The organism is Gellertiella hungarica, from assembly GCF_014197145.1.
GTDB classification, from domain to species: domain Bacteria; phylum Pseudomonadota; class Alphaproteobacteria; order Rhizobiales; family Rhizobiaceae; genus Gellertiella; species Gellertiella hungarica.
Map to the genome: position 1 here is coordinate 123,714 of NZ_JACIEZ010000010.1, position 22,910 is coordinate 146,623.

Here is a 22,910-nt window from a genome sequence, read left to right on the forward strand (position 1 = left end):
CCCGGCATCTAGGTAGGGTCCGCTTAACGGGGGGTAAAGGGCAGGAGGCCAGATTCTCGCGCGCTACATCTGAAGGCGGCGCGGGAGCGGCCAGTCGTTGATCGTGCGGGGTACGAGAAGCCGTGCCGCGATGAGGTTGGAGAGCGTGGCAATGATCACGCATTCCGGGGCAGCAATCCAGCGGAACCGGTTCATCACCTCCGCCATGTCTGCGCCCGGCTGGGCGACGGCGAGTGCGGTGAAGGTTCCGCCCAGCACCACGGCGGAGGCGGGTATCGAAACGGCCATGCGCAGAAAGAAGCCTTCGTCCGTCATGATTCTCCTCCATTCCGCGAGGTGAATGCATCCGGAGCGGCTTTGGTTTCACGAGGCGCAGCATTGGCATCGGCTGAATGTCCTGCCGCACGATGGCGGCGGTGGAGAACGCCCGTCGTAGAGCCAGATATGTAAACATTTAAATATACAGTTTAACTTGAGTAAGGCTTTTTCCCGTAGACCGTCCGTGTGGCGAGACATTCCGTCTTCCGACAGGCAAGCAGGCTCCGGTTCTGGGTCGTGCACTGGCCACGGCTTACCCCGCACCGCTTTCGTTACCACCTTTCCCTCGCCTCCCAATGCCAGGAGCTTACAGATGAAGACGATCCTTGTTGTCGACGATTCCACACTTATGCAGTGGTCGTTGAAGACGACGCTTGAAGGTGCCCGTTTCCGGGTGGAATCCTGCCCCGATGGAACAGAAGCCATGAAACGGATCAACAGCGGGCTGAAGCCCGACCTGATCCTCACCGACCTGAACATGCCCAACATGGATGGGCTTGCCCTCATCAAGGCCGTGCGCGCGAAGCTGCGCTTCACGCCGATCATCGTCGTGTCCACCGAATCGCAGGCGAGCCGCAAGGATGAAGCCAAGCGCGCCGGCGCGACCGGCTGGCTGGTGAAGCCCGTTCAGCCGAACGACATGCTGCGGGTGATCGGCAAGGTCCTGCCGGAAATGGCCTGATCAGCCCCTTTCGGGCTGGTGCTGACGCCGATGCCCGGCTTTCTGGAAGATCTCGGGCAGCGCCTCGAGATCGAGGATCGGGATGAGGTTTCCGGATCTCGTCCCGTTTCTTGCCGCCGATCCACCCACCACGAGGGTGACATCGGCGGGCAGCAGCGCCCGCAGATCCCCGACGAGGGCGGAGGCGGTCTCCCCGGGCAGCGTCAGGCTGCCCACCATCACATGGCTTGCCTTCAGCCGCGAGGCGGCAGCGGCGATCTCCCGCACGGGCAGGGAAGGGCCGAGATAATGGGCCATGACCCCCTCGAGCCGCGCCAGAAGCGCGGCCGCGAGCGCGCCGAATTCATGCTGTTCCCCGTCGAGCGTCGTCACCACCGCAACCGTCGCACCCCCGGTGACCTCCGTATCGTGCAGGCACTGGACGAGAACCTGTTTCACCCCGAGCGAGATGACGTGCTCGCCTGCAATCGGCAGCTGCGCCTCGCTCCAGAGCGCCCCCACCTGCCGGAGCAGCGGAATGACCGTTTCCAGAAGCCATCTGCGGGTTCCCTGCGACCGGAGCCGGATGCGCAGCAGCCCGGCTACCCGCTCGTGATCGAGAAGGCGCGCCGCGTCGATGAGTTCGCGGAAGGACTGCACGGGACGCTCCTCCCGCACCAGCTGGTCGAGGGCTTCTTCCGGCAGCGCGACCACCTGGCTAATCCGGTGGCCGGCATCGCTGCACAGCTTGAGCTTGCGGAAGCGCTCGGCCTGTTCGAGCGTGTAGAAGCGCCTGCCGGCCGCATTGCGCTCCGCCGGCAGAAGGCCATAGCGCCGCTCCCACTGGTGGAGAGCGTTCCTGTTGAGGCCGGTATAGGCAAGGAATTCATCGAGCGCCATCAGGGCTGGCGTGTCAGTGTCGGCAGTCATCGTCGTCGGTCAGGCGCAGGCGGTTCGGGTTCCGGGTCGAGGATATCGCGAGGCCAGCATGCGGGGAAAGACTTGTTCGAGCCTTTCCTCGCCGCGGGGCTTGCGCCTCACCGTCCCCGGATGCGCAGGTTGTTCTGCACGTGCCGCACGCCCGGAACGCTTTCGGCGATGTCCTCCGCGTGCCGCTTGGCGAAACGCTCGGTGACGGTGCCGTCCAGCGTCACCTCGCCCCCGGATACCGAAACCTCCATCTCGGAGGCGTCGATGTCGGGATCGTCGGAGAGGCGGTCGTTCACGTCTTCGCGGATGCGCTCGTCGGACCGGGTGTAGTTCTTCGGCCCGCGCCCGCGATGGTCGGCATCTGCCTGCCGGCGCTCCACGGCATCGCGGCCGTCCAGCCAGGCGGTCACTTCGCCATTTGCCCGGTCGAAGGTCATCGGGCGGCGGTCGTTGCGGCCGACGGCATAGGCGTCGCGGTCGCGCACGCGCCGTTCGCGCCCGTCCTCGGGATAGTAGTAGTCCGGATCGTAGGAGCCGCGGCCCGGACGCACGGGCTCCTCCTCGTCCTCGCGGCCCGTGGCCCGTCCCCGGCTCACGGGCATCGCGGCCCCGCCCGGGTCGGGTTCGCGGTAGCCGCCGGGTCGCCTGCCGAAATGGCTTTCCGCATGCTTGCCGCGGAAGCCCGGCTCGGCGATCCAGCGCTCGTCGCCCTCCGGTTCCCAGTCGGCCTGATCCCGGTCGAAGCCCTCGCGTCCCGCCGGGTGCGGCCGTTCGGGGCGGGGACGCTGCCGGTCCATCCGCATGCCGTCGCGCCCGAGTTCGTTGCCATGCCCGTCTTCCGTGTGCCTCGCCATGCTGTCGCTCCTTTCGCTGAAACGGTGCGAGCCCGAAGGCTCTTCTCCCGGTAAACCGGCGGAGGATGCGGCTGGTTCCGACGGGGGGAACCCTGCCGCCGCCGGCGGGTTACCCGAGGGGAGGGCAGGAGCCGCGCGGTCGCCCGCCGTCCCGGCGAAACCATGAAGGAGATGCGCCATGCCAGAGAAACATCCGAACACCGCCCGCTGGGGCGGTCCGGGCGCCAGCCACGAGGACCGTTCGAAGCCGATGCCCGAGAAGCACGATCCCCGCCCGGACGGCACGCCCACCAATCCGCGCGTCAGCCAGGTGTCCGGCGGCGGCGGCGAGCGGGACGAAAAGCACAGCCACGACGATCGGCTGCGCAGCAGCAAGTGAACGCCCCGGGACAAACGCAAAAGGGGCGGGTCTGCCGGACCCGCCCTTTCGATTGGCGCCGATGCGACGCTCAGAGATCCTTGGCGAGCCGGAGCGCGTCGTAGATCGCCGCGTGGGTGTTGCGCGCGGCAACCGCATCGCCGATCCGGAAGAGCTGGAAGGTGCCCTCGGGGTTGCGCCGCTCCGCCTGCGGCTTGCCCGCGATGAGATCGTCGTAAGACACCGCGCCGAGGTTCGAGGATTGCGGCTTCAGCTCGAAATAGAGTTCGTCCAGCGGACGGGTTCCATGGTTGACGACGATCTGGTCGAAGGTCTGCTTGCGCGACATGCCGCCGTAATCGCTGCCGACGGTCGCCGTCAGGGCGTTGCCGCTCTTCTCCACCGCCTCCAGACGGTAGGTCACGGTGAAGGTGGTGTTGAGCTTCTGCAGCGAGCGCATGTAGGGCACGAGGTTCATGGCCATGACCTCCGGCGCGAAGGCGCGGTCGGGCGTCATGATTTCCACCTTCGCCCCGGTAGCGGCGATGATTTCGGCGGCCTGAAGACCCGCATGATCGCCCGCATCGTCATAGACGAGCACGTTCGATCCCGGCTTCACGTCGCCGGCGATGATGTCCCACGAGGAGACGACGAGATCGTTGCCGGCGGTCAGCACCTCCGTGTGCGGCAGGCCGCCGGTCGCGACGATCACCACGTCGGGCTTTTCGGCCAGAACGGTCTCGGCCTCCGCCCAGGTGTTGAAGCGGAAGGTCACGCCCAGCTTCTCGCACTGCGCCACGCGCCATTCGATGATCGAGATCATCTCGCGGCGGCGGGGGCTTTGGGCGGTGAGCCGGATCTGGCCGCCCGCCTCGTCGGCGGCCTCCAGCACGACGACCTCGTGGCCGCGCTCGGCCGAAACGCGCGCCGCCTCGAGGCCTGCCGGTCCGGCGCCGACGATCACCACCTTGCGCCGCCGGTCCGCCTTCGGGATCAGGTGCGGCATGGTTTCCTCGCGGCCGGTGGCCGCGTTGTGGATGCAGAAGGCCAGCCCGCCCTGGTAGATGCGGTCGAGACAGTAGTTCGCCCCGACGCAGGGGCGGATGTCGTCCTCGCGCTTCTCGATGATCTTGCGCACCAGATGCGGGTCGGTCATGTGGGCGCGGGTCATGCCGATCATGTCCACCTTGCCGGAGGCGATCGCGTGGCGGGCGGTGGCGACATCGGGCACGCGCGCGGCATGGAAGGTCGGGAAATTCGTCGCCGCGCGGATTTCGCCGGCGAGATCCAGATGGGGCGCGCTTGCCATGCCCTGGATGGGGATGAGGTCGGTCAGGCCCGGATCGGTATCGATGTGCCCGCGAACCACGTTCAGGTAGTCGATGAGGCCGCTGTCCTTGAGGCGGCGGGAGATTTCCAGACCCTCGGCCTTGTCGGTGCCGCCGGCCATGTCCTCGTCGCCCGTATAGCGGATGCCGAGGATGAAATCGTCGCCGACGCGGCTGCGGATCGCCTTCAGCACGTCGAAGCAGAAGCGCATGCGGTTGTCCAGCGAGCCGCCATAGGGGCCGTCAAGCTCGTTGGTGAGCGGCGAGATGAACTGGTCGAGCAGATGGCCATAGGCCTCGAGCTCCACGCCGTCCATGCCGCCCGCCTTCATGCGCTCGGCGGCATCGGCATAATCCTTGATGATCCGCTCGATGTCCCAGTCCTCGATCATCTTCGGGAAGGCGCGGTGGGCCGCCTCGCGGTGGTGGGAGGGCGAGACGACGGGCAGCCAGTCGCCCTTGTCCCAGCGCGTGCGGCGGCCGAGATGGGTGAGCTGGATCATGATCGCCGCCCCCTCCTCGTGCACGGCATCCGTCATCCGCTTCACCCACGGCACGATCTCGTCCTTGTAGGCGAGCAGGTTGTTGAAGACCGGCGGGCTGTCCTTGGAGACCGCGGCGGAACCGGCGGTCATGGTCATGGCGACGCCGCCCCGGGCGCGTTCCAGCGTGTAGCGGAGATAGCGCTCCTTCGGCATGCCGTCTTCCGGATAGGCCGGCTCGTGGGAGGTGACGATGATGCGGTTCCTGAGCGTCAGATGCTTCAGCTGGAACGGCTGGAGAAGGGGATCGTTGGACATGGCTGTTGCTCCCGGGGTGAGGATTTGCCAGACCCTAATGAGAAATGTACACTAGTGTCAATATTCAAATCAGGGTGGTCCGCAAAAGAAACAGAGGTGTACATTTTCTTGCCGGAACGGGGGCGGCATGCTAGGAAGGGGCATGGAACAGAACACAAGCGAAAGCGGCTGGCGCGGCTCGCCGGAACTCTGGCTCGAGGCGGCTTACGATTCGCTTCTGGAAACGGGCGTCGATTCGGTGAAGATCCTGCCGCTCGCCAAGCGGCTCAACCTGTCGCGCACCAGCTTCTACTGGTTCTTCAAGGATCGTGAGGAGCTTCTGGCGGCCCTTCTCACCCGCTGGCGGGACAAGAATACCGGCAATCTGGTGCGCCAGTCTGAAGCCTATGCCGAGACCATCGCCGAGGCGGTCCTCAACGTCTTCGACTGCTGGCTGGACAAGCGCGTCTTCGACGCGCCTTTCGAATTCGCGATCCGCAGCTGGGCGATCCAGTCGCCTGAAATCCTGGCGGAGGTGCAGGCGGCAGACCAGCTGAGGCTCGAGGCGCTCACGCGCATGTTCGAGCGGTTCGGCCACGCACCCGGCGTGGCAGACGTGCGCGCCCGCACGCTCTATCTCGTGCAGATCGGCTATATCTCGATGCAGACGCGGGAGGATCTGGCGCTGCGCATGAAGCGCATTCCCGATTACGTGGAGATCTTCACCGGTCAGCCGCCCGAGCGGCGGGAGCTCGACCGTTTCTTTGCCCGGCACGATTACCGGCCGGGCTGACGGTCCGTCCCGTCAGTCGTCCAGCACGCTTGGCGGCATGTGAAACCCCTCCGGCAGGGCCGAGGGCGACCATTCGCGGGGTTCGGTTGCCATGGAGGGCGCGGCGGTTCCGCCTGCGGGCGCGCGCATCGCGGCCGCGGCCGAAACGGCCCGGATGCCGATAGGCCGGTAGCGGCTGACGAGATCGACCGCCCCGCCCTTGCCATTCTGGTTCATGCTCATGCCGCGTCCTCCTCTCCCGGCGGATGGCGTGCCCGCAGTGCCGGAAAGGCAGCCGCGGGCACTCCCGTGTCTGGATCAGCCGATGGTCATCAGGCTGGCATTGCCGCCGGCGGCTGCGGTGTTGATCGAGGTGGACACCTCCTCCAGCAGCCAGTTGAGGCAATAGGCTTCCGGATCGTTTTCCAGCTCCTGCGTGGTGGCCGACTGCACGAGGACCAGCGGGCCGTCGAGCGCGGCGATCTTGCGGTTCGCCTCGAGCACGCGGGCGGCATCGCCTTCGATCAGCGCACCGGCAAAGGGGGCATCCTTCTGCCAGTCGCTCGTCCAGCCGATGCGGCCGGCCACGCTCGCCGGCAGGCCGGCCAGCGCCCCCTCGAGCCCCGAAGCGGCGTCGATCGCCACGTCGTTGCCGGTCGCCAGTACCGCCGCGATCTGCCGGTAGAGGCCGCGCGCCGTTGCCGGCACGGCGAGGATGCGGCCGCGCGCATGAAGCGCATAGATGTTGCGTTCGCCGACCGGGCCGCTGAGCTCCTTGATCATGCCGAGGGCCGAAAGGCCGCCCATCTCGCGGGCCGCTTCTGCATCCGCATTGTGGCCGCGGCTTCCCAGCCAGGTGGCGAAATCGCGCAGCGCCGGGTCCATGTGCACGGAGCTCACCTGCGGCGGAACCGGCGCCTTTTGCACGAGGCGACCGATGTAAAGCGGACCGCCCGCCTTCGGACCGGTGCCGGAAAGGCCGCGTCCGCCGAAGGGCTGCACGCCGACCACGGCGCCGATGATGTTGCGGTTGACGTAGAGATTGCCCGCCTTCACCCGCTCGGTGACATGGGCAATCGTCTCGTCGAGACGGGTGTGCAGGCCGAAGGTCAGGCCGTAGCCGGTGGCGTTGATCTCGTCGATCAGGCTGTCCATGTCCTCGCGGCGGAAGCGCATGACGTGCAGCACCGGACCGAAGACCTCGCGCTTCAGGTCGGAGAGCTTGCCGATTTCGATGATGGTTGGCGCAACGAAGGTGCCGCGCGCGGCTTCCTCCGGCAGCGGCAGCTGCTCGACGGTTGCCCCAAGCGAGCGCATGCGCTCGATATGGGCTTCGATGCCCTCCTTGGCCTCCGCCGTGATGACGGGTCCGATATCGGCCGAAAGCCGGTCGGTGCGGCCGAGGATGAGTTCGTTCAGCGCGCCCTTCAGCATGGTCAGCGTCCGGTCGGCCACGTCTTCCTGGAGGCACAGCACGCGCAGCGCCGAGCAGCGCTGGCCCGCGCTGTCGAAGGCGGATGCGATGACGTCGCCGACGACCTGCTCGGCCAGGGCCGAGCTGTCGACGATCATGGCGTTCTGGCCGCCCGTCTCGGCGATCAGCGGGATCGGCTTTCCGGCGGCGGAGGTGCGCTCGTTGAGCTGGCCCTGGATGAGCCGGGCCACTTCCGTCGAGCCGGTGAACATGACGCCTGCGGTTTCCGGCGCGCCCACCAGCGCGGCACCGAGCCTGCCGTCCCCCGGGGCGAACTGCAGCGCGCCGCGCGGAACACCGGCCTCGTGCAGGATCTTCACGCTCTCGTGGGCGATGATCGGCGTTTCGTCGGCGGATTTCGCAATCACGCTGTTGCCGGCGACGAGGGCTGCGGCCACCTGTCCGGTGAAGATTGCCAGCGGGAAGTTCCACGGGCTGATGCAGACGACGGGGCCGAGCGGACGGTGGTTTGCGCCCAGCGTGCGGCGGGCCTGGTTGGCGTAGTAGCGCAGGAAGTCGATGGCCTCGCGCACTTCGCCGACGGCATTGGCCGCGGTCTTGCCGGCCTCGCGCATGGCAAGGCCCATCAGCATCTCCAGGCGGTCCTGCATCAGATCGGCCGCGCGGTCGAGGCAGGCGGCACGATCGGAAGGCGAGGTCGCGGCCCAGGCCTCGACGCCCTCGCGGGCAAGCTTCAGGATCCTGCCCGCATCCTCGGGGCGCACCTCTGTGACCTTGCCCACCACATCCGCGTGATCGGCGGGGTTCAGCACGTCGCGCGTCTCGCCCTCGGCGGAGCCATCCGCAAGGATGGGCCTCGCATGCCATTCGGTCGCGGCGGTCTGCTTCAGCTTCTCTGCCAGCGCCTGAAGCGCAACTTCGTTGGACAGATCGATGCCGGCGGAATTCGGACGGTCCTTGCCATAGAGGTTGACGGGCAGGGCGATCTGGTCGTGCGGCATGCCGATCTCGGGCATGGCGGATACCACGTCCACCGGATCGGCGATGAGGTCCTCGACCGAAACGGCCGGGTCGGAAATGCGGTTGACGAAGGAGGAGTTCGCACCGTTTTCCAGCAGGCGGCGCACCAGATAGGCCAGCAGCGTCTCATGGGTGCCGACGGGCGCGTAGATGCGGCAGGGACGGTCGAGCTTGCCCTTGCCGACAACCTCGTCATAGAGCGGCTCTCCCATGCCGTGCAGGCACTGGAACTCATAATTGCCCACGGCAAAATCCGGGCCGGCCAGATGATAGATGGTGGCGAGCGTCTGGGCATTGTGGGTGGCGAACTGCGGGAAGATCTCAGCCGGTGCGGCCAGCAGCTTGCGGGCGCAGGCGATATAGGCCACGTCCGTGTGCACCTTGCGGGTATAGACGGGGAAGCCTTCGAGGCCGTCCAGCTGGGCGCGCTTGATCTCCGCATCCCAATAGGCGCCCTTGACGAGGCGCACCATCATCCGGCGGCCGGCGCGGCGGGCGAGATCGATGATGAAGTCGAGAACGAAGGGGCAGCGCTTGCCATAGGCCTGCACCACGAAGCCGAGACCGTTCCAGCCGGCGAGATCCTTGTCGAGCGCCAGTTCTTCCAGCAGGTCCAGCGACAGCTCCAGGCGGTCTGCCTCCTCGGCGTCGATGTTGAGGCCGATGTCGTACTGCTTGGCGATCTGCGCGAGCTGCTTCACCATGGGCAGGAGTTCGCCCATCACCCGGGCGGACTGGGCCCGGTTGTAGCGCGGATGCAGCGCGGAAAGCTTGATCGAGATGCCGGGACCTTCATAGACGCCACGGCCGGCAGCCGCACGGCCGATGGCATGGATGGCGTTCTCGTAGTCGCGGTAGTAGCGCCGTGCATCGGCAGCGGTCGTCGCGGCCTCCCCCAGCATGTCGTAGGAATAGCGGAAACCGCGGGCTTCCAGCGGGCGGGCGCGCTTCAGCGCCTCGTCGATGGTTTCGCCGGTCACGAACTGCTCGCCCATCATGCGCATCGCCATGTCGACGCCGCGGCGGATGACCGGTTCGCCGGCGCGGGCGATGAGCCGGGTCAGGGCCGCGCCCAGGCTGCGGTCGCTGACCGTCGAGGTCAGCTTGCCCGTGACGACGAGGCCCCAGGTCGCGGCATTGACGAAGAGCGACTTCTGCCCGCCGATATGGGACTTCCAGTCGCCCTCGGCGATCTTGTCGCGGATCAGCGCATCGCGGGTTTCGGTGTCGGGAATGCGCAGCAGCGCCTCGGCCAGGCACATCAGCGCGATGCCTTCCTGGCTGGAGAGCGAATATTCATGCACCAGCCCCTCGACGCCGGTGCCCTTGTGCTTGGCGCGCAGCGCCTCGATCAGCGTGCGGGCGGTACCGGCAATCGCAGCCTTCATCTCCGGGGCAATGCGGGCTGCATCCGCAAGCGGGCGCAGGCATTCCGGCTCCGGCCGGCGATAGGCGGCGGTGATCGCCTGGCGAAGCGGGGTCTGGGTGTGGATCGGCGGTGCAAAGCTGGCAAAGGCGGGGTTCGTCATCAGTCTGTCTCAGCGTTCCTGGCGGCATCGGATGGCCGCATCGTGTCCCGGAAAATGGTGTCCGGCCGCGCCTTCTGGGGTCTTGGCCGGACTTGAGCGGAAAGATATCACAAGCTTGCAATGCGTTCAGTCTTGTTTCATGGTTTTTCCAGTCCATTTGGATTTTTGAAAGGCCATTCGGAAGGAAAAACGACAATGAAAATGCCCGTTGGTGGTGATTTGGACGCCTTCGACCGGAAAATCCTCGAGGCGCTGGCGCAGGACGGCCGCATGTCGATCACCGATCTCGCGGCAAAGGTCGGGCTGTCGAAGACGCCCTGCCAGCAGCGCTTCCGCAAGCTGGTCGCCGACGGCTATATCGACGGCTTCCGCGCGATCCTCAATCCGGCCCGGATGGGGCTCGATCACGTCGCCTTCGCGGAGGTAAAGCTCACCAACACCAGCGAGGAGGCGCTCAGGGCCTTCAACCAGGCGGTCAAGAAGATCGTGGAGGTGGAGGAGTGCCACATGATCGCCGGGCGCTTCGATTATCTCCTGAAGATCCGCACCCCCGACATCAAGCGCTATCGCTACATTCTCGGCGAGCGGATTTCCGCGCTGCCCTATGTGGCGAGCACCTCCACCAATGTGGCCATGGAAACGGTGATCGACAACTGGTCGAGCCCGGCGGGCCGGATCGGCTGAGCGGTCAGTCGGCGCTGACGCGGCGCCTGTCGCGCTCGCCGGCTTCCGCCTGCACCAGGTCCTGCGCGGCGGAGGCCTCCAGCGGCCGCGAGAAATGGTAGCCCTGCACCACCTCGACGCCCATGTCCTTCAGCACGGAAAGCTCCGCTTCCGTCTCCACCCCCTCCACGATCGCCTCCAGCCCCATGTCCTCGCACATGGCGAGCACCGACTTGACGATCTTGTAGCTCGCCGGCCGGCTGTCGATCTGGGCGACGAAGCTGCCGTCGATCTTGATCTTCGATAGCGGCAGCTTGTGCACGTGGTTGAGGCTCGAATAGCCCGTGCCGAAATCGTCGAGCGAAATGCCCGAGCCGAAATGGCGGAGGAGCTCGATGGATTTTGCCGCCTGGGCGAAATCCCGGGTGACGGCGGTCTCCGTGATCTCGAAATTGATCCGCCTGGGGTCGAAGCCGCTCGCCTCGACGACGGAAATGATGCGCAGCACGTTTTCGGGCGTGGCGATGTCGTGCGGGGAGAGGTTGAAGGAGAGGAAGGTTTCGCCGGGCCATCCGCGCGCCTCGGCAAGCGCCATGGCGAGCAGGTGCCGGGTGATGAGGACGATGCGGCCGGAATGTTCGGCGATCGGAATGAACTCCCCGGGCGAAACCCGGCCGAGGGTGGGGCTCGTCCAGCGCGCCAGCGCCTCGAAGCCGACGCAGCGGCTCGTCGCCACGTCGACGATCGGCTGGAAGACGAGCGACATCTCCTTCTCGATGTCGGCCGCCATCAGCACTTCCTCCACCTCGCGGTGACGCGACAGGGTCTTGGCCTGCGCCGCGTTGAAAAGCACGATGCCGCCGCGCTGGGTGCGCTTGGCGGTGTAGAGGGCGTAATCGGCCCGTTCGTAGAGATCCTGTCCGCTCGTCCCGATGTCGGGATAGACCGCAAAGCCCATGGATGTGGTCACCTGCACCACGCTGGTGCCGATGTCGATGCTGGCGGCCACCGCCTGGCAGACCCGCTCGCCCAGCGCCAGCAGGTCCTCGTCCCGGTGCGCGCCCGCATGGATGATCGCGAATTCGTCGCCGCCGAGACGGTAGACGGTGATGTCGCTCCGGGCAAAGCCGCTCAGCCGCCGCCCGACCTCCACCAGCACCTTGTCGCCGGCGGCATGGCCGTACATGTCGTTGACCGGCTTGAAGCCGTCGAGGTCGAGCACCCCGACCGAAAGCCGCCGGCCCTCCTCCTCGGCCCGGGCAAAGGCCCGGTTCAGCACGTCGAAGAAGCTGCGCCGGTTGGCCAGCAGCGTCAGGCTGTCCATGTTGGCGAGCCTGAGGTTCTCGTCGGAAAGCGCCTGCATCTCCCGGTGCTGGCGGGTCAGCTCCTCCTGCTGGGCCAGCAGCCGCTGGCGGGATTCGTTCAGCTGGCGGAAATCGCGGTAATGGGTCAGCAGCACGGCAATCAGCGCGAAGGTCACCAGCACCACGTTGATGCCTGTCGCGATGAAGGTCGGCTGGCCGCTCGCCACCATCACGATGAAGAAGGGCACGTTGACGAGCACCGTCACCACAAGCGCCGCCGATCGCAGGTGCATCAGGCAGAAGATCACGCCGATCACGGTGATGGCCATGAAGAAGGCCACATGGGCCTTCTGGTAGGAATCGCCATAGGGCAGCAGCGCGATGGACCACAGCACGCACAGGATGGCGATGGGTGCCGCCAGCCGGTTTGTGGAACGGAGCTTCCGATAGGCCTGCGCGGCGTCCACCGTCCGGTTGCGCCCGACGATCCAGCCTATGGCGCGGCTGATGAAGACGATCCCCAGCACCGAGGGCAGATAGATCACCAGCCAGGCGGGCGCGACATCCCGATGGGTCCAGGCCAGCGATGCCATGTTGGTCAGAAGGATGAAGTAGAGGAGGGGCACCTGCTTCGAGAATGCCTCGAACTGGGCCACCGTCAGCGCGGGGTTGTCGTTCGGGACCTTCAGGAAATTCATGATCTTCAGCATCGCATCGGGCTTTCGTGCCGCGTCCCGGCAGGGTTCTGTCGCTCTACATTGCTATTACCATATACCTGCTATCCTTAACCCGGACCTTGCGGGCCTTTCTTATCTATTACGATTATGACGAATAGTGGCGACTTGGTAAATGATTATTACCTAAAAAGCCCGATGAAGCGGCGTCACCCGTCCCGGTTCAGCGCATGGCGGAGAGGGGCTGTCCGGGTTGCTCCTCCCGTTCGACGAAGCGCCGCGCCTGCTCGAGAAGCCAGGCGGAGAACCGCCGCACCGACGGGTTGTCGGCCTTGTGGCGGGGATAGACGAGATAGTAGCCGTTTCCGGTCTTGAAGCGGGGCACGTCGAGCTCCACCAGCTGTCCGCTCTCTAGCTCCGACTGGATGAGGATGAGCGGCATCAGCGCCACGCCCAGCCCCGTCATGCAGGCCTGCGCCACATGGATGAACTGCTCGAAGCGCATGCCTTCCCGGTAGGGTTCGGCAATCCCGGCGGCCGCGAACCAGTTGCGCCAGCCATCCGGGCGGGACACCATCTCGAGCAGCGGCATGTCGAGCAGCGCCGCCGGCGCGGCGATGGCGTTTGCCGCGCGGAAGGCCGGGCTGCAGACCGGTGCCGCCACTTCCGGCATCAGGTGCTCGAAGACGAGATCGGGGGAGAAGGGCCGGCCCACATGGATCGCGGCGTCCAGACGGTCCCGTTCGAAATCCACCCGCCCGATGCGGGTCACGAAGTTCAGCGTCACATCCGTGTTGGTCGAGACGAAATCGGGAATGCGCGGCAGAAGCCAGCGCGTGCCGAAGGTCGGCAGGATGGCAAGATCGAGCTGGCCCGGATGGATGTTGGACATGGCATCCAGCGAAAGCAGCCGCAGCCGGTCGATGATCTCAGCCACGCCCGCGGCATAACGCCGGCCCTTCTCGGTCAGCTCGACGCCCTTGTTGGTGCGCTTGACCAGCACCACGCCCAGCTGTCCCTCCAGCCCGTCCACATGCCGGCTGACCGCCCCCGGCGTCAGCGACAGCGCATTGGCGGCAGCCGAAAAGCTGCCGAGCCGCGCCACCGCCTCGAAGGCGGTGAGGGCGGCGGTGGAGGGGATGAGGCGTCGCTGGATTTCCTTCATTCCGTTATGAGTAAAGCTCAAAGCGGGCGGAGTAAATATGGTTTGTGGAGTCCTGCTGTCGGAGGCACTATGGCGCCACCATCATCGATGGCGAGGCCGTGCTGAAGCAGCCCGAGGCCTTGCCGGCCCTACCGGAGGAACAGCATGAGCCATATGACGCCTTTCACCTGGGACGATCCCTTCCGCTTCGAGAAGCAGCTTTCCGAAGAAGAGCGCATGATCCGCGATGCGGCGGCGGCGTTTGCCGAGGCCGAGCTCCTGCCGCGCGTCTCGGATGCCTATCTTGAAGAAAAGACCGATCCCTCCCTCTTCCGCAAGATGGGCGAGGCAGGTCTTCTCGGCGTCACGCTGCCGGAAAAATATGGCGCCGCCGGCGCCAACTACGTGTCCTACGGTCTCGTCGCCCGCGAGATCGAGCGCATCGATTCGGGCTACCGCTCGATGATGAGCGTCCAGTCCTCGCTGGTGATCTATCCGATCTATTCCTACGGTTCGGAAGAGCAGAAGGACAAGTATCTGCCGGGCCTGGTGTCGGGCGAGCTCATCGGCTGCTTCGGCCTTACCGAGCCGGATGCCGGCTCCGATCCGGGCTCGATGAAGACCCGCGCGGTCAAGACCGCCAACGGCTACAAGCTCTACGGTTCGAAGACCTGGATTTCCAACGCCCCGATCGCCGATGTCTTCGTCGTCTGGGCCAAGTCGGAAGCCCATGACAACAAGATCCGCGGCTTCATCCTGGAAAAGGGCATGAAGGGCCTCACCGCACCGCAGATCAAGGGCAAGCTGTCGCTGCGCGCCTCCATCACCGGCGAGATCGTGCTCGACGGCGTTGAAGTGGGCGAAGAGGCCCTGATGCCCGGCGTCTCCGGCCTTGCCGGCCCCTTCGGCTGCCTCAACCGCGCCCGTTACGGCATTTCCTGGGGCGTCATGGGCGCCGCCGAGGATTGCTGGCACCGCGCCCGCCAGTACGGCCTCGACCGCAAGCAGTTCGGCCGGCCGCTGGCCCAGACGCAGCTCTTCCAGAAGAAGCTTGCCGACATGCAGACCGAAATCTCGCTCGGTCTCCAGGGCTCGCTCCGCGTCGGCCGCCTGATGGACGACCATGATTTCGCCCCGGAAATGATCTCCATCGTCAAGCGCAACAATTGCGGCAAGGCGCTCGATATCGCCCGCCAGGCCCGCGACATGCATGGCGGCAACGGCATCCAGGCCGAATATCACGTGATGCGCCACGCGCAGAACCTCGAAACGGTGAACACCTACGAGGGCACGCATGACGTCCACGCGCTGATTCTCGGCCGCGCCCAGACCGGCCTCCAGGCCTTCTTCTGAAATTCATGAAAGTCCCCCTCCCCCCTGTGGGGAGGGGCTAGGGGTGGGGGTCGGCCACAGGATCGAAAAGGTGACATCCTTTAGGAGCCGAGCGCCTCTTTTTCCGCTTGCCCCCACCCCTGACCCCTCCCCACAGGGGGAGGGGAACGCACCCGCATTCAGCAAAAGGACCCATCCATGACCGCTCCGCTCGAAGGCATAAAGGTCGTCGAACTCGCCCGCATCCTGGCAGGGCCCTTTGCCGGGCAGACGCTTGCCGATCTCGGCGCCGAGGTGATCAAGGTTGAAAGCCCGGAAGGGGACGACACCCGCCAGTGGGGTCCGCCGTGGATCGAGAACGAGGGCGAGCGGTCGGCGGCCTATTACCACGCCTGCAACCGCGGCAAGCGCGGCATGATCGCCAATTTCGGCAATCCCGATGACCTCGAGAAGGTCAAGGCGCTGATTGCCGATGCGGACGTGGTCATCGAGAATTTCAAGGTGGGCGGGCTGAAGAAGTTCGGCCTCGATTACGAAAGCCTCGCGAAGATCAACCCGCGTCTCGTCTACTGCTCGATCACCGGCTTCGGCCAGACCGGGCCCTATGCGTCGCGCGCGGGCTATGACTTCATCATTCAGGGCATGGCCGGCATCATGGAGCTGACCGGCGATCCCAAGGGCGAGCCGCAGAAGATCGGCGTTGCCTTCGCCGACATCTTCACCGGCCTTTATGCGGTGGTCGGCATCCAGGCAGCGCTTCTCCAGCGTGCCGTCACCGGCCGCGGCCAGCATATCGACATGGCGCTCTTTGACTGCATGTCGGGCGTGCTGGCCAATCAGGCGATGAACTATCTCGCGTCGGGCAACAGCCCGCGCCGCCTGGGCAATGCCCATCCCAACATCGCGCCCTATCAGGTTTTCCCCACCGGCGACGGGCACATCATCATCGCCTGCGGAAACGACCAGCAGTTCGTCCGCCTCTCGGAGGTGCTGGGCGTGGGCGAGCTTCCCGCCGACGAGCGCTACCGCACCAATCGCGAGCGCGTGGCAAACCGCGACCGGCTGACGGAGATCCTGACCGAACGCACGGTAACCTTCACCAAGGCGGGCCTCCTCGAAGCGCTCGAAAAGGTGGGCGTGCCCGCAGGCCCGATCAACACGGTGGCGGAGGTCTTTGCCGATCCGCAGTTCATCCATCGCGGCATGAAGATCGCACCCGGCGGCATTCCCGGGCTCAGAACCCCGATCACCTTCTCCGATGCGGAGCTGAAGCTCGACGCGCCTTCGCCGCGGCTCGGACAGCACGAGAAGGCCTCCTGAGGGGCAGGCCTTCCGCCGGCCTGCGCTAGTTCTTCAGGCGCTTCTCCAGGCCGGCGACGATCCGGTCGGTCAGGGCGGCATAATCGCCGTCGAAGTGATGGCCGCCATCGATGCCGATCAGCTCCACGCCGCTCCCGGCAAGCGTCGGGCAGGCGTCCTCCTCCTCGTCCTTGCCGTAGATGCACTGGATGCGCGCGGGATCGATCCGCGCGATGTCGGTGACGGGGTCGCCGGCATTCGCCTTGCCGCCGCCGCCGAGCCAGCCCTCCACCGAAATTTCGTAATCCGCCCGGTGCGACAGCGCCATCAGGGTGATCTGGCTCACCCGCGCCCTGGCATCCTCGGGAAGCCGGTTGAAGGTGCCGGGCAGGATATCCGCGCCGAAGGAATAGCCGATCAGCAGCACATGGCCGACCTTCCATTGCCGGCTGTAGGTGTCGATGATGCGGGAGAGGTCGTCGGCCGTCTCCTGCGGATCCCGCGCCGACCAGAAGTAGCGCAGCGAATCCACCCCGACCACCGGAATACCCTTCGACTGGAGAACGCCGCCCACCTGGCTGTCGATGTCGCGCCAGCCGCCATCGCCGGAATAGATCACGGCCATCGTGTCCCGCGTGGGCGCGGTCTCGAGCAGGGTGAGCGGCAGGCCGAGCGTCCTGCCGTCGTCGCCGGCGGCATCGACCCGGTCGGAGAGGGCCTGGGACAGGCTGTCCAGCGCGGTGCCGTCGTCGTTGCGGAGCGCAATCGCGGCATGGGCGGCGTGCAGGGCCTCGGCATGGCTGCGGCCATCGGCCGGCGCATTCTTCGTGAGGATGACGGTGACGGCCGCGGGCAGGGGGCCGTCGGTCATGTCGTAGACCGTGCGGTTGCCCTGGCGGGTCTTTTTCGCCGGCGTGCAGAGCTCGCGGTCCAGCGGGATGCCCGCGAGCGGATCGACGGCAATGGCTTCCCCGACGGTCGCCTTCGGGCTCTGCGAGATCATCGCCAGCGCCAGCGCGCCGCCCTCGCCGATGCCGGCGACGATGGGGGGATTGTATGTCTTCGCGCCGCCGGCGCGCTGCATCTGCTGGGAGAGCGCTTCCACGTCGGAGATCATGTAGACGCAGTCGCCCTTGTCGGCGGCAAGCGCCTTCAGATAGGCGGGAAAATCGATGCCCACCACGGTCGCGCCATCGCCGGAGAGCTTTTTGGCAAGGCTCTCTTCGCCGTCGCCCCAGCCCCCGGCGTCGGAGATGAGGAAGATGTTGGCGCCCGGCTCTCCCTCCGGAAGAAAGATGTGCCCGGGCGGGATCATGCCCGTGTCGAAGGTCGGTTCGGCGGCCCGCGCCGAAAGCCCGGCCGGCAGCAGAAAGGCCAGTGCCGCGGCCAGGGCAAGGCCGATGGTGGGGATCTTGGCTCTCATTTGGAAATCACTCCCTTCACCCCGCCGCCGATCAGCAGGGTTACGTCGACAAGCGCCAGCGCGGCGCCGGTTCCGTTGGAAACCGCGAGATAGCGGGGCTCCCAGCGGGGGTGGAACTTGGACTTGAAGGCCCGGAGGCCCTTGAAATTGTAGAAGCGTTCGCCGTGCTCGAAGAGCGTGCCGCCGAGCCGGTCCCAGACGGGTGCGGCCTCGCGCCGTGCCATGCCCGACAGCGGCGCCATGCCGAGATTGAAGCGCCGGTATCCATCCGCCTTGAGGCGCTCGAGTATGCTGACGAAGAGGAAGTCCATGGTGGCCTTCGGCGCATCCGGCAGGAAGCGCATGAGGTCGATGGTGCCTTCCGCCCGCGTATCCGTCACCATCAGCGTCGCGAAGGCGACGAGGCGGCCGTCGAGGCGAACCGCCGCAACCGGTTGGGAGGCCACGTAATCCGGGTCGAAGGCGCCGAGCGAGAAGGTCTTCTCGCGGGTGTTGTGATGGGCGAGCCAGCCGTCGGAGACCGCCTTCAGCGCGTCGATCCCCGCCCTGACATCCGCCTGCGCGATGAGCTCGAAGGACAGCCCGTCGCGCAGGCCGCGGTTGTAGGACTGGCGCAGCCCCGAATTGCGGCTTCCCCTGAGGTCGAAGGCCTCCAGGTCGACGGTCGCGAGTTCGCCGAGCTTGAAGGCGCGCAGCCCCGCGTCGACGCAGGACGACAGCAGCGCCGGCGAGATCTGGTAGAAGGCGGCGCGGCCGCCGCCGGTGCGCGCAAGTTCGACGAAGCGCCAGACGAGATCGGCAAATTCCTCCTCCTCGCCCACCGGGTCGGCCAGCGCGATCCACGAGCGCCCCTGGATGCCGTACATCAGGAAGCTCCGGCCCGTTTCCGAGAAGAGGAGGTGCTTGTCGCCCATCCGCACCAGATTGGCATCGGCATTGTCCTGCGCCATGGCGATCGCGACCGCCCGCTCGAGGTCGGCCCGCCCCGGCGGTGCGGGCAGGATGGGCGCCGGGCGCAGCAGGCTGAACATGGCCACCGCGGACGCCCCGATGGAGACGCCCAGGAGCGCGCGCAGGCCGCGCGGCGCCTCGCTCGAGAACTCGAACTGCCACCAGAGCTCGTGGGTATACTGGGTATCCCGGTAGACGAAGAGGAGAATGACGAAGGCGGCGAGCAGGATCACCCCCATGCCCGCGATCCAGCTGGGGCCGAGCGCCTGGCCGAAAAGGTTTGCCGGGCGGTCGAAGGCATGGCGGTTGAGGACGAGCGCGACGAGCAGCACCGCGAGAAGCACGAACTGATGCCAGGCCGCCGCCGTCGGAAAGGCGAGGAACAGCGCCGCGGTCACGGCGCCCGTCGCCACCCACCACGCCCCGTCGAGGCGCTGGCCGAGGCCGCGTGCGCTGATCACCATCGCAAGTCCCAGCATGCTCGACATGAAATGCGCGCCCTCGACGATGGGGAGCGGCAGCATCTGCGCGAGATAGTCGAGGTTGTCCGGTCCCGTCGGCACGACGCTGGAGAAGATGAGGATGGTCCCCGTCAGCAGCGCAAAGGCGGAAACCAGCGCCGGTGCGAGCTTCGCCGCCACCTGGACGACGCCCGCAAGCTCGGGACGCCGCGCGATCTGGCGCGTTTCGGTGCCGAGCAGCAGCAGCACGGCGAGAAGGAGCGGCAGGATATAGTAGATGACGCGGTAGAGGAGGAGCGCGCCGAGCAGCTGCTCCAGGCTGATCGCGTGGGAGAGGCCGGCCATGATGACCGCCTCGAAGACGCCGAGCCCGGCCGGCACGTGGCTGAGCATGCCCAGCCCGATGGCCGTCGCATAGACGGCGAGAAAGGTCGGCCAGCCCACATGGGTTTCCGGCAGCAGCACGTAGAGCGTGCTGGCGGAGGCGGCGATGTCGAGGACGGAGATCAGGAACTGGCGGGAGGTCGTCCGGCTGTCGGGGAGATGGAGGGTGAAGCCGAACAGGCGGAATTCGCGGCCATTCCTGCCGGCGAAGAACAGGAGCCCGAGCAGTCCGAGGCAGAGCACCGCACCCGCCTGCAGCGCCAGCGGCTCCATGCCGACGATGGCGGCAATGCGCGGCGCGACCGCAAGCACCGCAAGCGAGGTGATCGCCGCGAGGCTGAGCCCGAAGGACAGGGTGACGAAGGCCAGCACGCGGCCGATCTCGCCCGGCTGCAACCCTGCGCGGGCATAGGCGCGGAAGCGGATCGCCCCGCCGCTCAGCGCGCCGAAGCCCACCGTGTTGCCGATCGCATAGGACATGAAGGCGATCACCGCCACCGATCCCGCCGGCACCTTCCGCCCGATGTAATCGAGCGCATTGGCATCGTAGCGGATCAGCGCGGCAAAGCTGAGCGCCGTGAAGCCCGCCGCCAGCAGGATGTCGCGCACGGGTGTTTCCCCGAAGGCCCCGAGGACATTCTCGTAGCGCACCTCTTCGGTCACGCGGTAGATCGCATAGGCCATCGCCGCGAAGACGGCGAGGATGGCGAGTGCCGCAAGCGAGGCGCGATAGCGCTCGAAGCGCAGGGAAAAGGCGTTTTTCCCTTCCGGAGATGGTTGTTCAACGGCGTTCATGTCGTCATTCCTGTTCATGGCGTCGGCGCTGCCGGACAGCCCGCCGCAAGACGGCTCAGGTCCGGCCGGGCAGGTCGACCGTGACCTCGAGGCCTCCGAGGGGCGAGCGGCCGAAGGACAGCGTGCCGTCATAGGCTTCCACGAGGTCCTTCACGATGGCGAGGCCGAAGCCGGAGCCGGTCACGGCCTCGTCCAGGCGCCGCCCGCGCGCGACGTGCTGCAATTGATCGTCATCGGGCATGCCCGGCCCGTCATCGGCAACCGCAAGCCTGACGCGGCCGCCGCTTTCGAGAAGCGTGACGGAAACCTCTCGGGCCGCCCATTTGCGGGCATTGTCGAGAATGTTGCCGCAGATCTCCATGTAATCGGCCTCCTCCATGGCCGTCAGCAGCCGATCCGGTGCCGAAAGCCGGAAGTCCAGGTTCGTCCGCGCGGAGATGCGCTGCATGGTGGAGACCAGCTGGCGGGTGAGCGGCGCGATGTCGATGTCGCCGGTGCTGCGGGCGGCGGCGAGACCGGCGCGGGCCTGGGCGAGGGTGCGCCGCACATGCGCATCCATGCGGGTCACTTCCGCCCGGATCGCGTCTGCGATGTCGCCTTCGCCCTTGCGGTCAAGCTCCCGCGCCACGGTTTCCAGCACCGCGAGCGGCGTCTTCAGCCCGTGGGCGAGGTCTCCGGCCCGCGCCCGCGCCGAGGTCAGCTGGGTTTCCCGCTTGAGGATCAGGGCGTTGAGATCGTCCACCAGCGGCTGGATTTCCGAGGGATAGTCTCCCTCGATCAGCCGCGCCTGGCGGTCGTGGACGGCGGCCAGCGAGCCGCGCAGCCGGTCGAGCGGCGCAAGCCCGAAGCGCAGGAACATCCAGACCGCGCCGAGCAGCGCGAGCGCGAGTACGGCGAGCGAGGGCGCCATCGCATAGACGAATTCCCGCCGCGCCTCCTCGATCTGCGTGTCCTCCAGCGCCACGAGGATCGTTACCGTCTGTTCGCCGGAAGGCGTGTTCAGGATGATGCTCTGCTGTTCGCCGATGAGCATCTTGCCGTTCGGCCCGGCAAAGCGGGTCTTGGTGCCGTTCGGTTGCGAGGGCGTGAAGGCCATCTGCTGGTCCCATAGCGACTGGGAGCGCAGCTCCACCTTGCCGTTCCGCCCGGCCTGCCAGTAGAAGCCGCCATAGGGCAGGCTGAAGCGTGGGTCGCGCGGCTCTTCGGAAAGCACCAGCTGGTTGTCCGGCCCGATGTCGAGAACGCCGGTGAGGATGCGCATCTGGTCCTCGACATCGAAGAGTGCGACGCGCTCCACCGTTCGCCCGACGATGAATTCCATGCCGACGCCGGCGAGCGCGAAGGCGCAGAGCACGGCGGCAATCGCCCAGTAGGTCAGCCGGAGACGGAGCGAGCGCGCGTTCAACGGGCGGCCTCTGCGGATATGAAATAGCCCTGACCGCGCCGGTTCTCGATCACCCCGCCGCCGAGCTTGCGCCTGAGCCGCGCGATGACGACCTCCACCGCGTTGGAATCCCGGTCGAGATCCTCCTCGTAGATATGGGCGGAAATCTCGACGGGGGAGAAGACCTTGCCCGGATGGTGCAGGAGATAGGCGAGCAGCCGGTATTCCAGAGGCGTGACCGAAACCGGGCTGCCGTCATGGGTGACGGTGCGCAGGCGGGTATCGATCTCGATCAGCCCGTTGGTGAGGATCGGCGAGGAATGCCCGACCGCCCGGCGCAGCAGCGCCCGCACCCGGGCGAGAAGCTCCTCCATGCGGAAGGGTTTGGTGAGGTAATCGTCGGCGCCGAAATCGATGCCGTCCACCTTGTCGCGCCAGGAATCGCGCGCGGTGAGGATGAGAACCGGCATGCCCCGTCCGCTGTCGCGCCAGCGCTTCAGCACGGAGAAGCCGTCCATCCGCGGCAGGCCGAGGTCCAGGATGATGAGGTCGAAGTCCTCGCTGTCGCCGCGAAACCAGCCGTCTTCCCCGTCGCGGGAAAGCGTCACCACGTAATTCTGTGCCGTCAGCGTCCGGCGGAGGTCTTCCGCCAGCCGCGCTTCGTCTTCCACGATCAGCACGCGCACGTCATTTCCTTTCGAGGATCTTCAGGCTCTTGGCATCGATGTCGAGTTCCACCCGGCGCCCGTCCGGCTTGAGAAGCCGCACATGGTAGATCCAGCGGGCCTTCTGCCGGCGGAGCTTGATGCTGACCGCCTCGCCGGTAGAGGCCTTGCGGGCCGCATCCAGCACGTCCTTCAGCGGCTGCACCTCGTGGCTGGCGACGAGGCTGCGAACCAGATCGTTGAAGGACTGCCGGTGGGCGACCGGGCGGTGCACCGGCGGGGGCGCCGCGGGGCTTGCCGGGGCGGCCCCTGCGGCCTGCGCCGCAGCGGGCAGGGCAGCCAGCAGGAGAACCCGCATCATCATGCGACATGTCTGCATCTCGGCGTTTCCCGTCTTCGTCACGGCCTTTTCCGGGCCTCGCACGGCATCCGGCACAGGAGGATAGA

General features: G+C 66.6%; 19 protein-coding genes. 6 read left to right on the forward strand and 13 right to left on the reverse strand.

The features are described from left to right. Positions 1 to 63: 63 nt before the first annotated feature. A complete protein-coding gene (locus tag GGR23_RS19030; protein WP_183367900.1) occupies positions 64 to 315 on the reverse strand; it encodes a hypothetical protein in 252 nt (83 codons plus the stop codon). Positions 316 to 631: 316 nt separating this feature from the next. Here GGR23_RS19030 and GGR23_RS19035 point away from each other — a divergent pair, with 316 nt between their 5' ends. Continuing rightward, positions 632 to 1,000 (forward strand): response regulator, encoded by a 369-nt coding sequence (locus GGR23_RS19035; RefSeq protein ID WP_183367901.1) that lies wholly within the window; start codon positions 632 to 634, stop codon positions 998 to 1,000. On the opposite strand, the gene GGR23_RS19040 is transcribed toward GGR23_RS19035, so the two are convergent. Then, on the reverse strand, positions 1,001 to 1,909 hold the full coding sequence (locus tag GGR23_RS19040; RefSeq protein WP_183367902.1) for a MerR family transcriptional regulator: 909 nt from the start codon (positions 1,907 to 1,909) through the stop codon (positions 1,001 to 1,003). It abuts the gene before it with no gap. A gap of 107 nt (positions 1,910 to 2,016) precedes the next feature. Continuing rightward, positions 2,017 to 2,763: a BON domain-containing protein gene (locus tag GGR23_RS19045; RefSeq protein WP_183367903.1), complete on the reverse strand. Its 747-nt coding sequence runs from the start codon at positions 2,761 to 2,763 to the stop codon at positions 2,017 to 2,019. Between the two features lie 178 nt (positions 2,764 to 2,941). On the opposite strand from GGR23_RS19045, the gene GGR23_RS19050 reads away from it, so the two are divergent. Then, positions 2,942 to 3,142: a hypothetical protein gene (locus GGR23_RS19050; RefSeq protein ID WP_183367904.1), complete on the forward strand. Its 201-nt coding sequence runs from the start codon at positions 2,942 to 2,944 to the stop codon at positions 3,140 to 3,142. Positions 3,143 to 3,212: 70 nt separating this feature from the next. Here the strand turns inward: GGR23_RS19050 and GGR23_RS19055 are convergent, their stop codons facing one another. Continuing rightward, positions 3,213 to 5,249 carry an NADH:flavin oxidoreductase gene (locus tag GGR23_RS19055; RefSeq protein WP_183367905.1) on the reverse strand — a complete coding sequence of 679 codons (2,037 nt, stop codon included), beginning with the start codon at positions 5,247 to 5,249 and terminating at the stop codon, positions 3,213 to 3,215. Positions 5,250 to 5,391: 142 nt separating this feature from the next. Between GGR23_RS19055 and GGR23_RS19060 the strand changes: the two genes are divergently transcribed. Further along, the gene (locus GGR23_RS19060; protein WP_183367906.1) at positions 5,392 to 6,021 is read left to right on the forward strand and encodes a TetR/AcrR family transcriptional regulator; all 630 of its coding nucleotides are present in this window, start codon (positions 5,392 to 5,394) and stop codon (positions 6,019 to 6,021) included. Between the two features lie 12 nt (positions 6,022 to 6,033). On the opposite strand, the gene GGR23_RS19065 is transcribed toward GGR23_RS19060, so the two are convergent. Together GGR23_RS19065 and putA are read right to left on the reverse strand one after the other, a co-directional pair. Continuing rightward, positions 6,034 to 6,243, reverse strand: coding sequence for a hypothetical protein (locus tag GGR23_RS19065; protein WP_183367907.1), 210 nt, complete (start codon positions 6,241 to 6,243; stop codon positions 6,034 to 6,036). A gap of 75 nt (positions 6,244 to 6,318) precedes the next feature. After that, positions 6,319 to 9,984, reverse strand: coding sequence for a trifunctional transcriptional regulator/proline dehydrogenase/L-glutamate gamma-semialdehyde dehydrogenase (putA, locus tag GGR23_RS19070; RefSeq protein WP_183367908.1), 3,666 nt, complete (start codon positions 9,982 to 9,984; stop codon positions 6,319 to 6,321). Positions 9,985 to 10,179: 195 nt separating this feature from the next. On the opposite strand from putA, the gene GGR23_RS19075 reads away from it, so the two are divergent. Beyond that, positions 10,180 to 10,668, forward strand: a complete 489-nt coding sequence (locus GGR23_RS19075; RefSeq protein WP_183367909.1) for an Lrp/AsnC family transcriptional regulator — start codon at positions 10,180 to 10,182, stop codon at positions 10,666 to 10,668. A gap of 4 nt (positions 10,669 to 10,672) precedes the next feature. On the opposite strand, the gene GGR23_RS19080 is transcribed toward GGR23_RS19075, so the two are convergent. Together GGR23_RS19080 and GGR23_RS19085 are read right to left on the reverse strand one after the other, a co-directional pair. Continuing rightward, positions 10,673 to 12,661 (reverse strand): putative bifunctional diguanylate cyclase/phosphodiesterase, encoded by a 1,989-nt coding sequence (locus tag GGR23_RS19080; RefSeq protein ID WP_246365866.1) that lies wholly within the window; start codon positions 12,659 to 12,661, stop codon positions 10,673 to 10,675. Between the two features lie 187 nt (positions 12,662 to 12,848). Continuing rightward, on the reverse strand, positions 12,849 to 13,790 hold the full coding sequence (locus tag GGR23_RS19085; protein ID WP_183367910.1) for a LysR family transcriptional regulator: 942 nt from the start codon (positions 13,788 to 13,790) through the stop codon (positions 12,849 to 12,851). Positions 13,791 to 13,934: 144 nt separating this feature from the next. On the opposite strand from GGR23_RS19085, the gene GGR23_RS19090 reads away from it, so the two are divergent. Next, the gene (locus GGR23_RS19090; protein WP_382341474.1) at positions 13,935 to 15,122 is read left to right on the forward strand and encodes an acyl-CoA dehydrogenase; all 1,188 of its coding nucleotides are present in this window, start codon (positions 13,935 to 13,937) and stop codon (positions 15,120 to 15,122) included. 177 nt (positions 15,123 to 15,299) lie between these two features. After that, positions 15,300 to 16,421 carry a CaiB/BaiF CoA transferase family protein gene (locus GGR23_RS19095; protein ID WP_183367911.1) on the forward strand — a complete coding sequence of 374 codons (1,122 nt, stop codon included), beginning with the start codon at positions 15,300 to 15,302 and terminating at the stop codon, positions 16,419 to 16,421. A 25-nt stretch (positions 16,422 to 16,446) separates the two neighbouring features. On the opposite strand, the gene GGR23_RS19100 is transcribed toward GGR23_RS19095, so the two are convergent. The 5 genes from GGR23_RS19100 to GGR23_RS19120 are packed head-to-tail and all read right to left on the reverse strand — an operon-like array spanning position 16,447 to position 22,866. Then, positions 16,447 to 17,823 carry a virulence factor family protein gene (locus GGR23_RS19100; RefSeq protein ID WP_183367912.1) on the reverse strand — a complete coding sequence of 459 codons (1,377 nt, stop codon included), beginning with the start codon at positions 17,821 to 17,823 and terminating at the stop codon, positions 16,447 to 16,449. Continuing rightward, a complete protein-coding gene (gene mprF, locus GGR23_RS19105; RefSeq protein WP_246365869.1) occupies positions 17,820 to 20,414 on the reverse strand; it encodes a bifunctional lysylphosphatidylglycerol flippase/synthetase MprF in 2,595 nt (864 codons plus the stop codon). Before mprF ends, GGR23_RS19100 begins: the two co-directional genes overlap by 4 nt. A gap of 55 nt (positions 20,415 to 20,469) precedes the next feature. Beyond that, complete coding sequence (locus GGR23_RS19110; RefSeq protein ID WP_183367914.1) at positions 20,470 to 21,819, reverse strand: sensor histidine kinase; 1,350 nt, start codon at positions 21,817 to 21,819, stop codon at positions 20,470 to 20,472. After that, positions 21,816 to 22,484, reverse strand: coding sequence for a response regulator (locus GGR23_RS19115; RefSeq protein WP_183367915.1), 669 nt, complete (start codon positions 22,482 to 22,484; stop codon positions 21,816 to 21,818). Before GGR23_RS19115 ends, GGR23_RS19110 begins: the two co-directional genes overlap by 4 nt. Position 22,485: 1 nt before the next feature. Then, positions 22,486 to 22,866, reverse strand: coding sequence for a PepSY domain-containing protein (locus GGR23_RS19120; RefSeq protein ID WP_183367916.1), 381 nt, complete (start codon positions 22,864 to 22,866; stop codon positions 22,486 to 22,488). Positions 22,867 to 22,910: the final 44 nt, after the last annotated feature.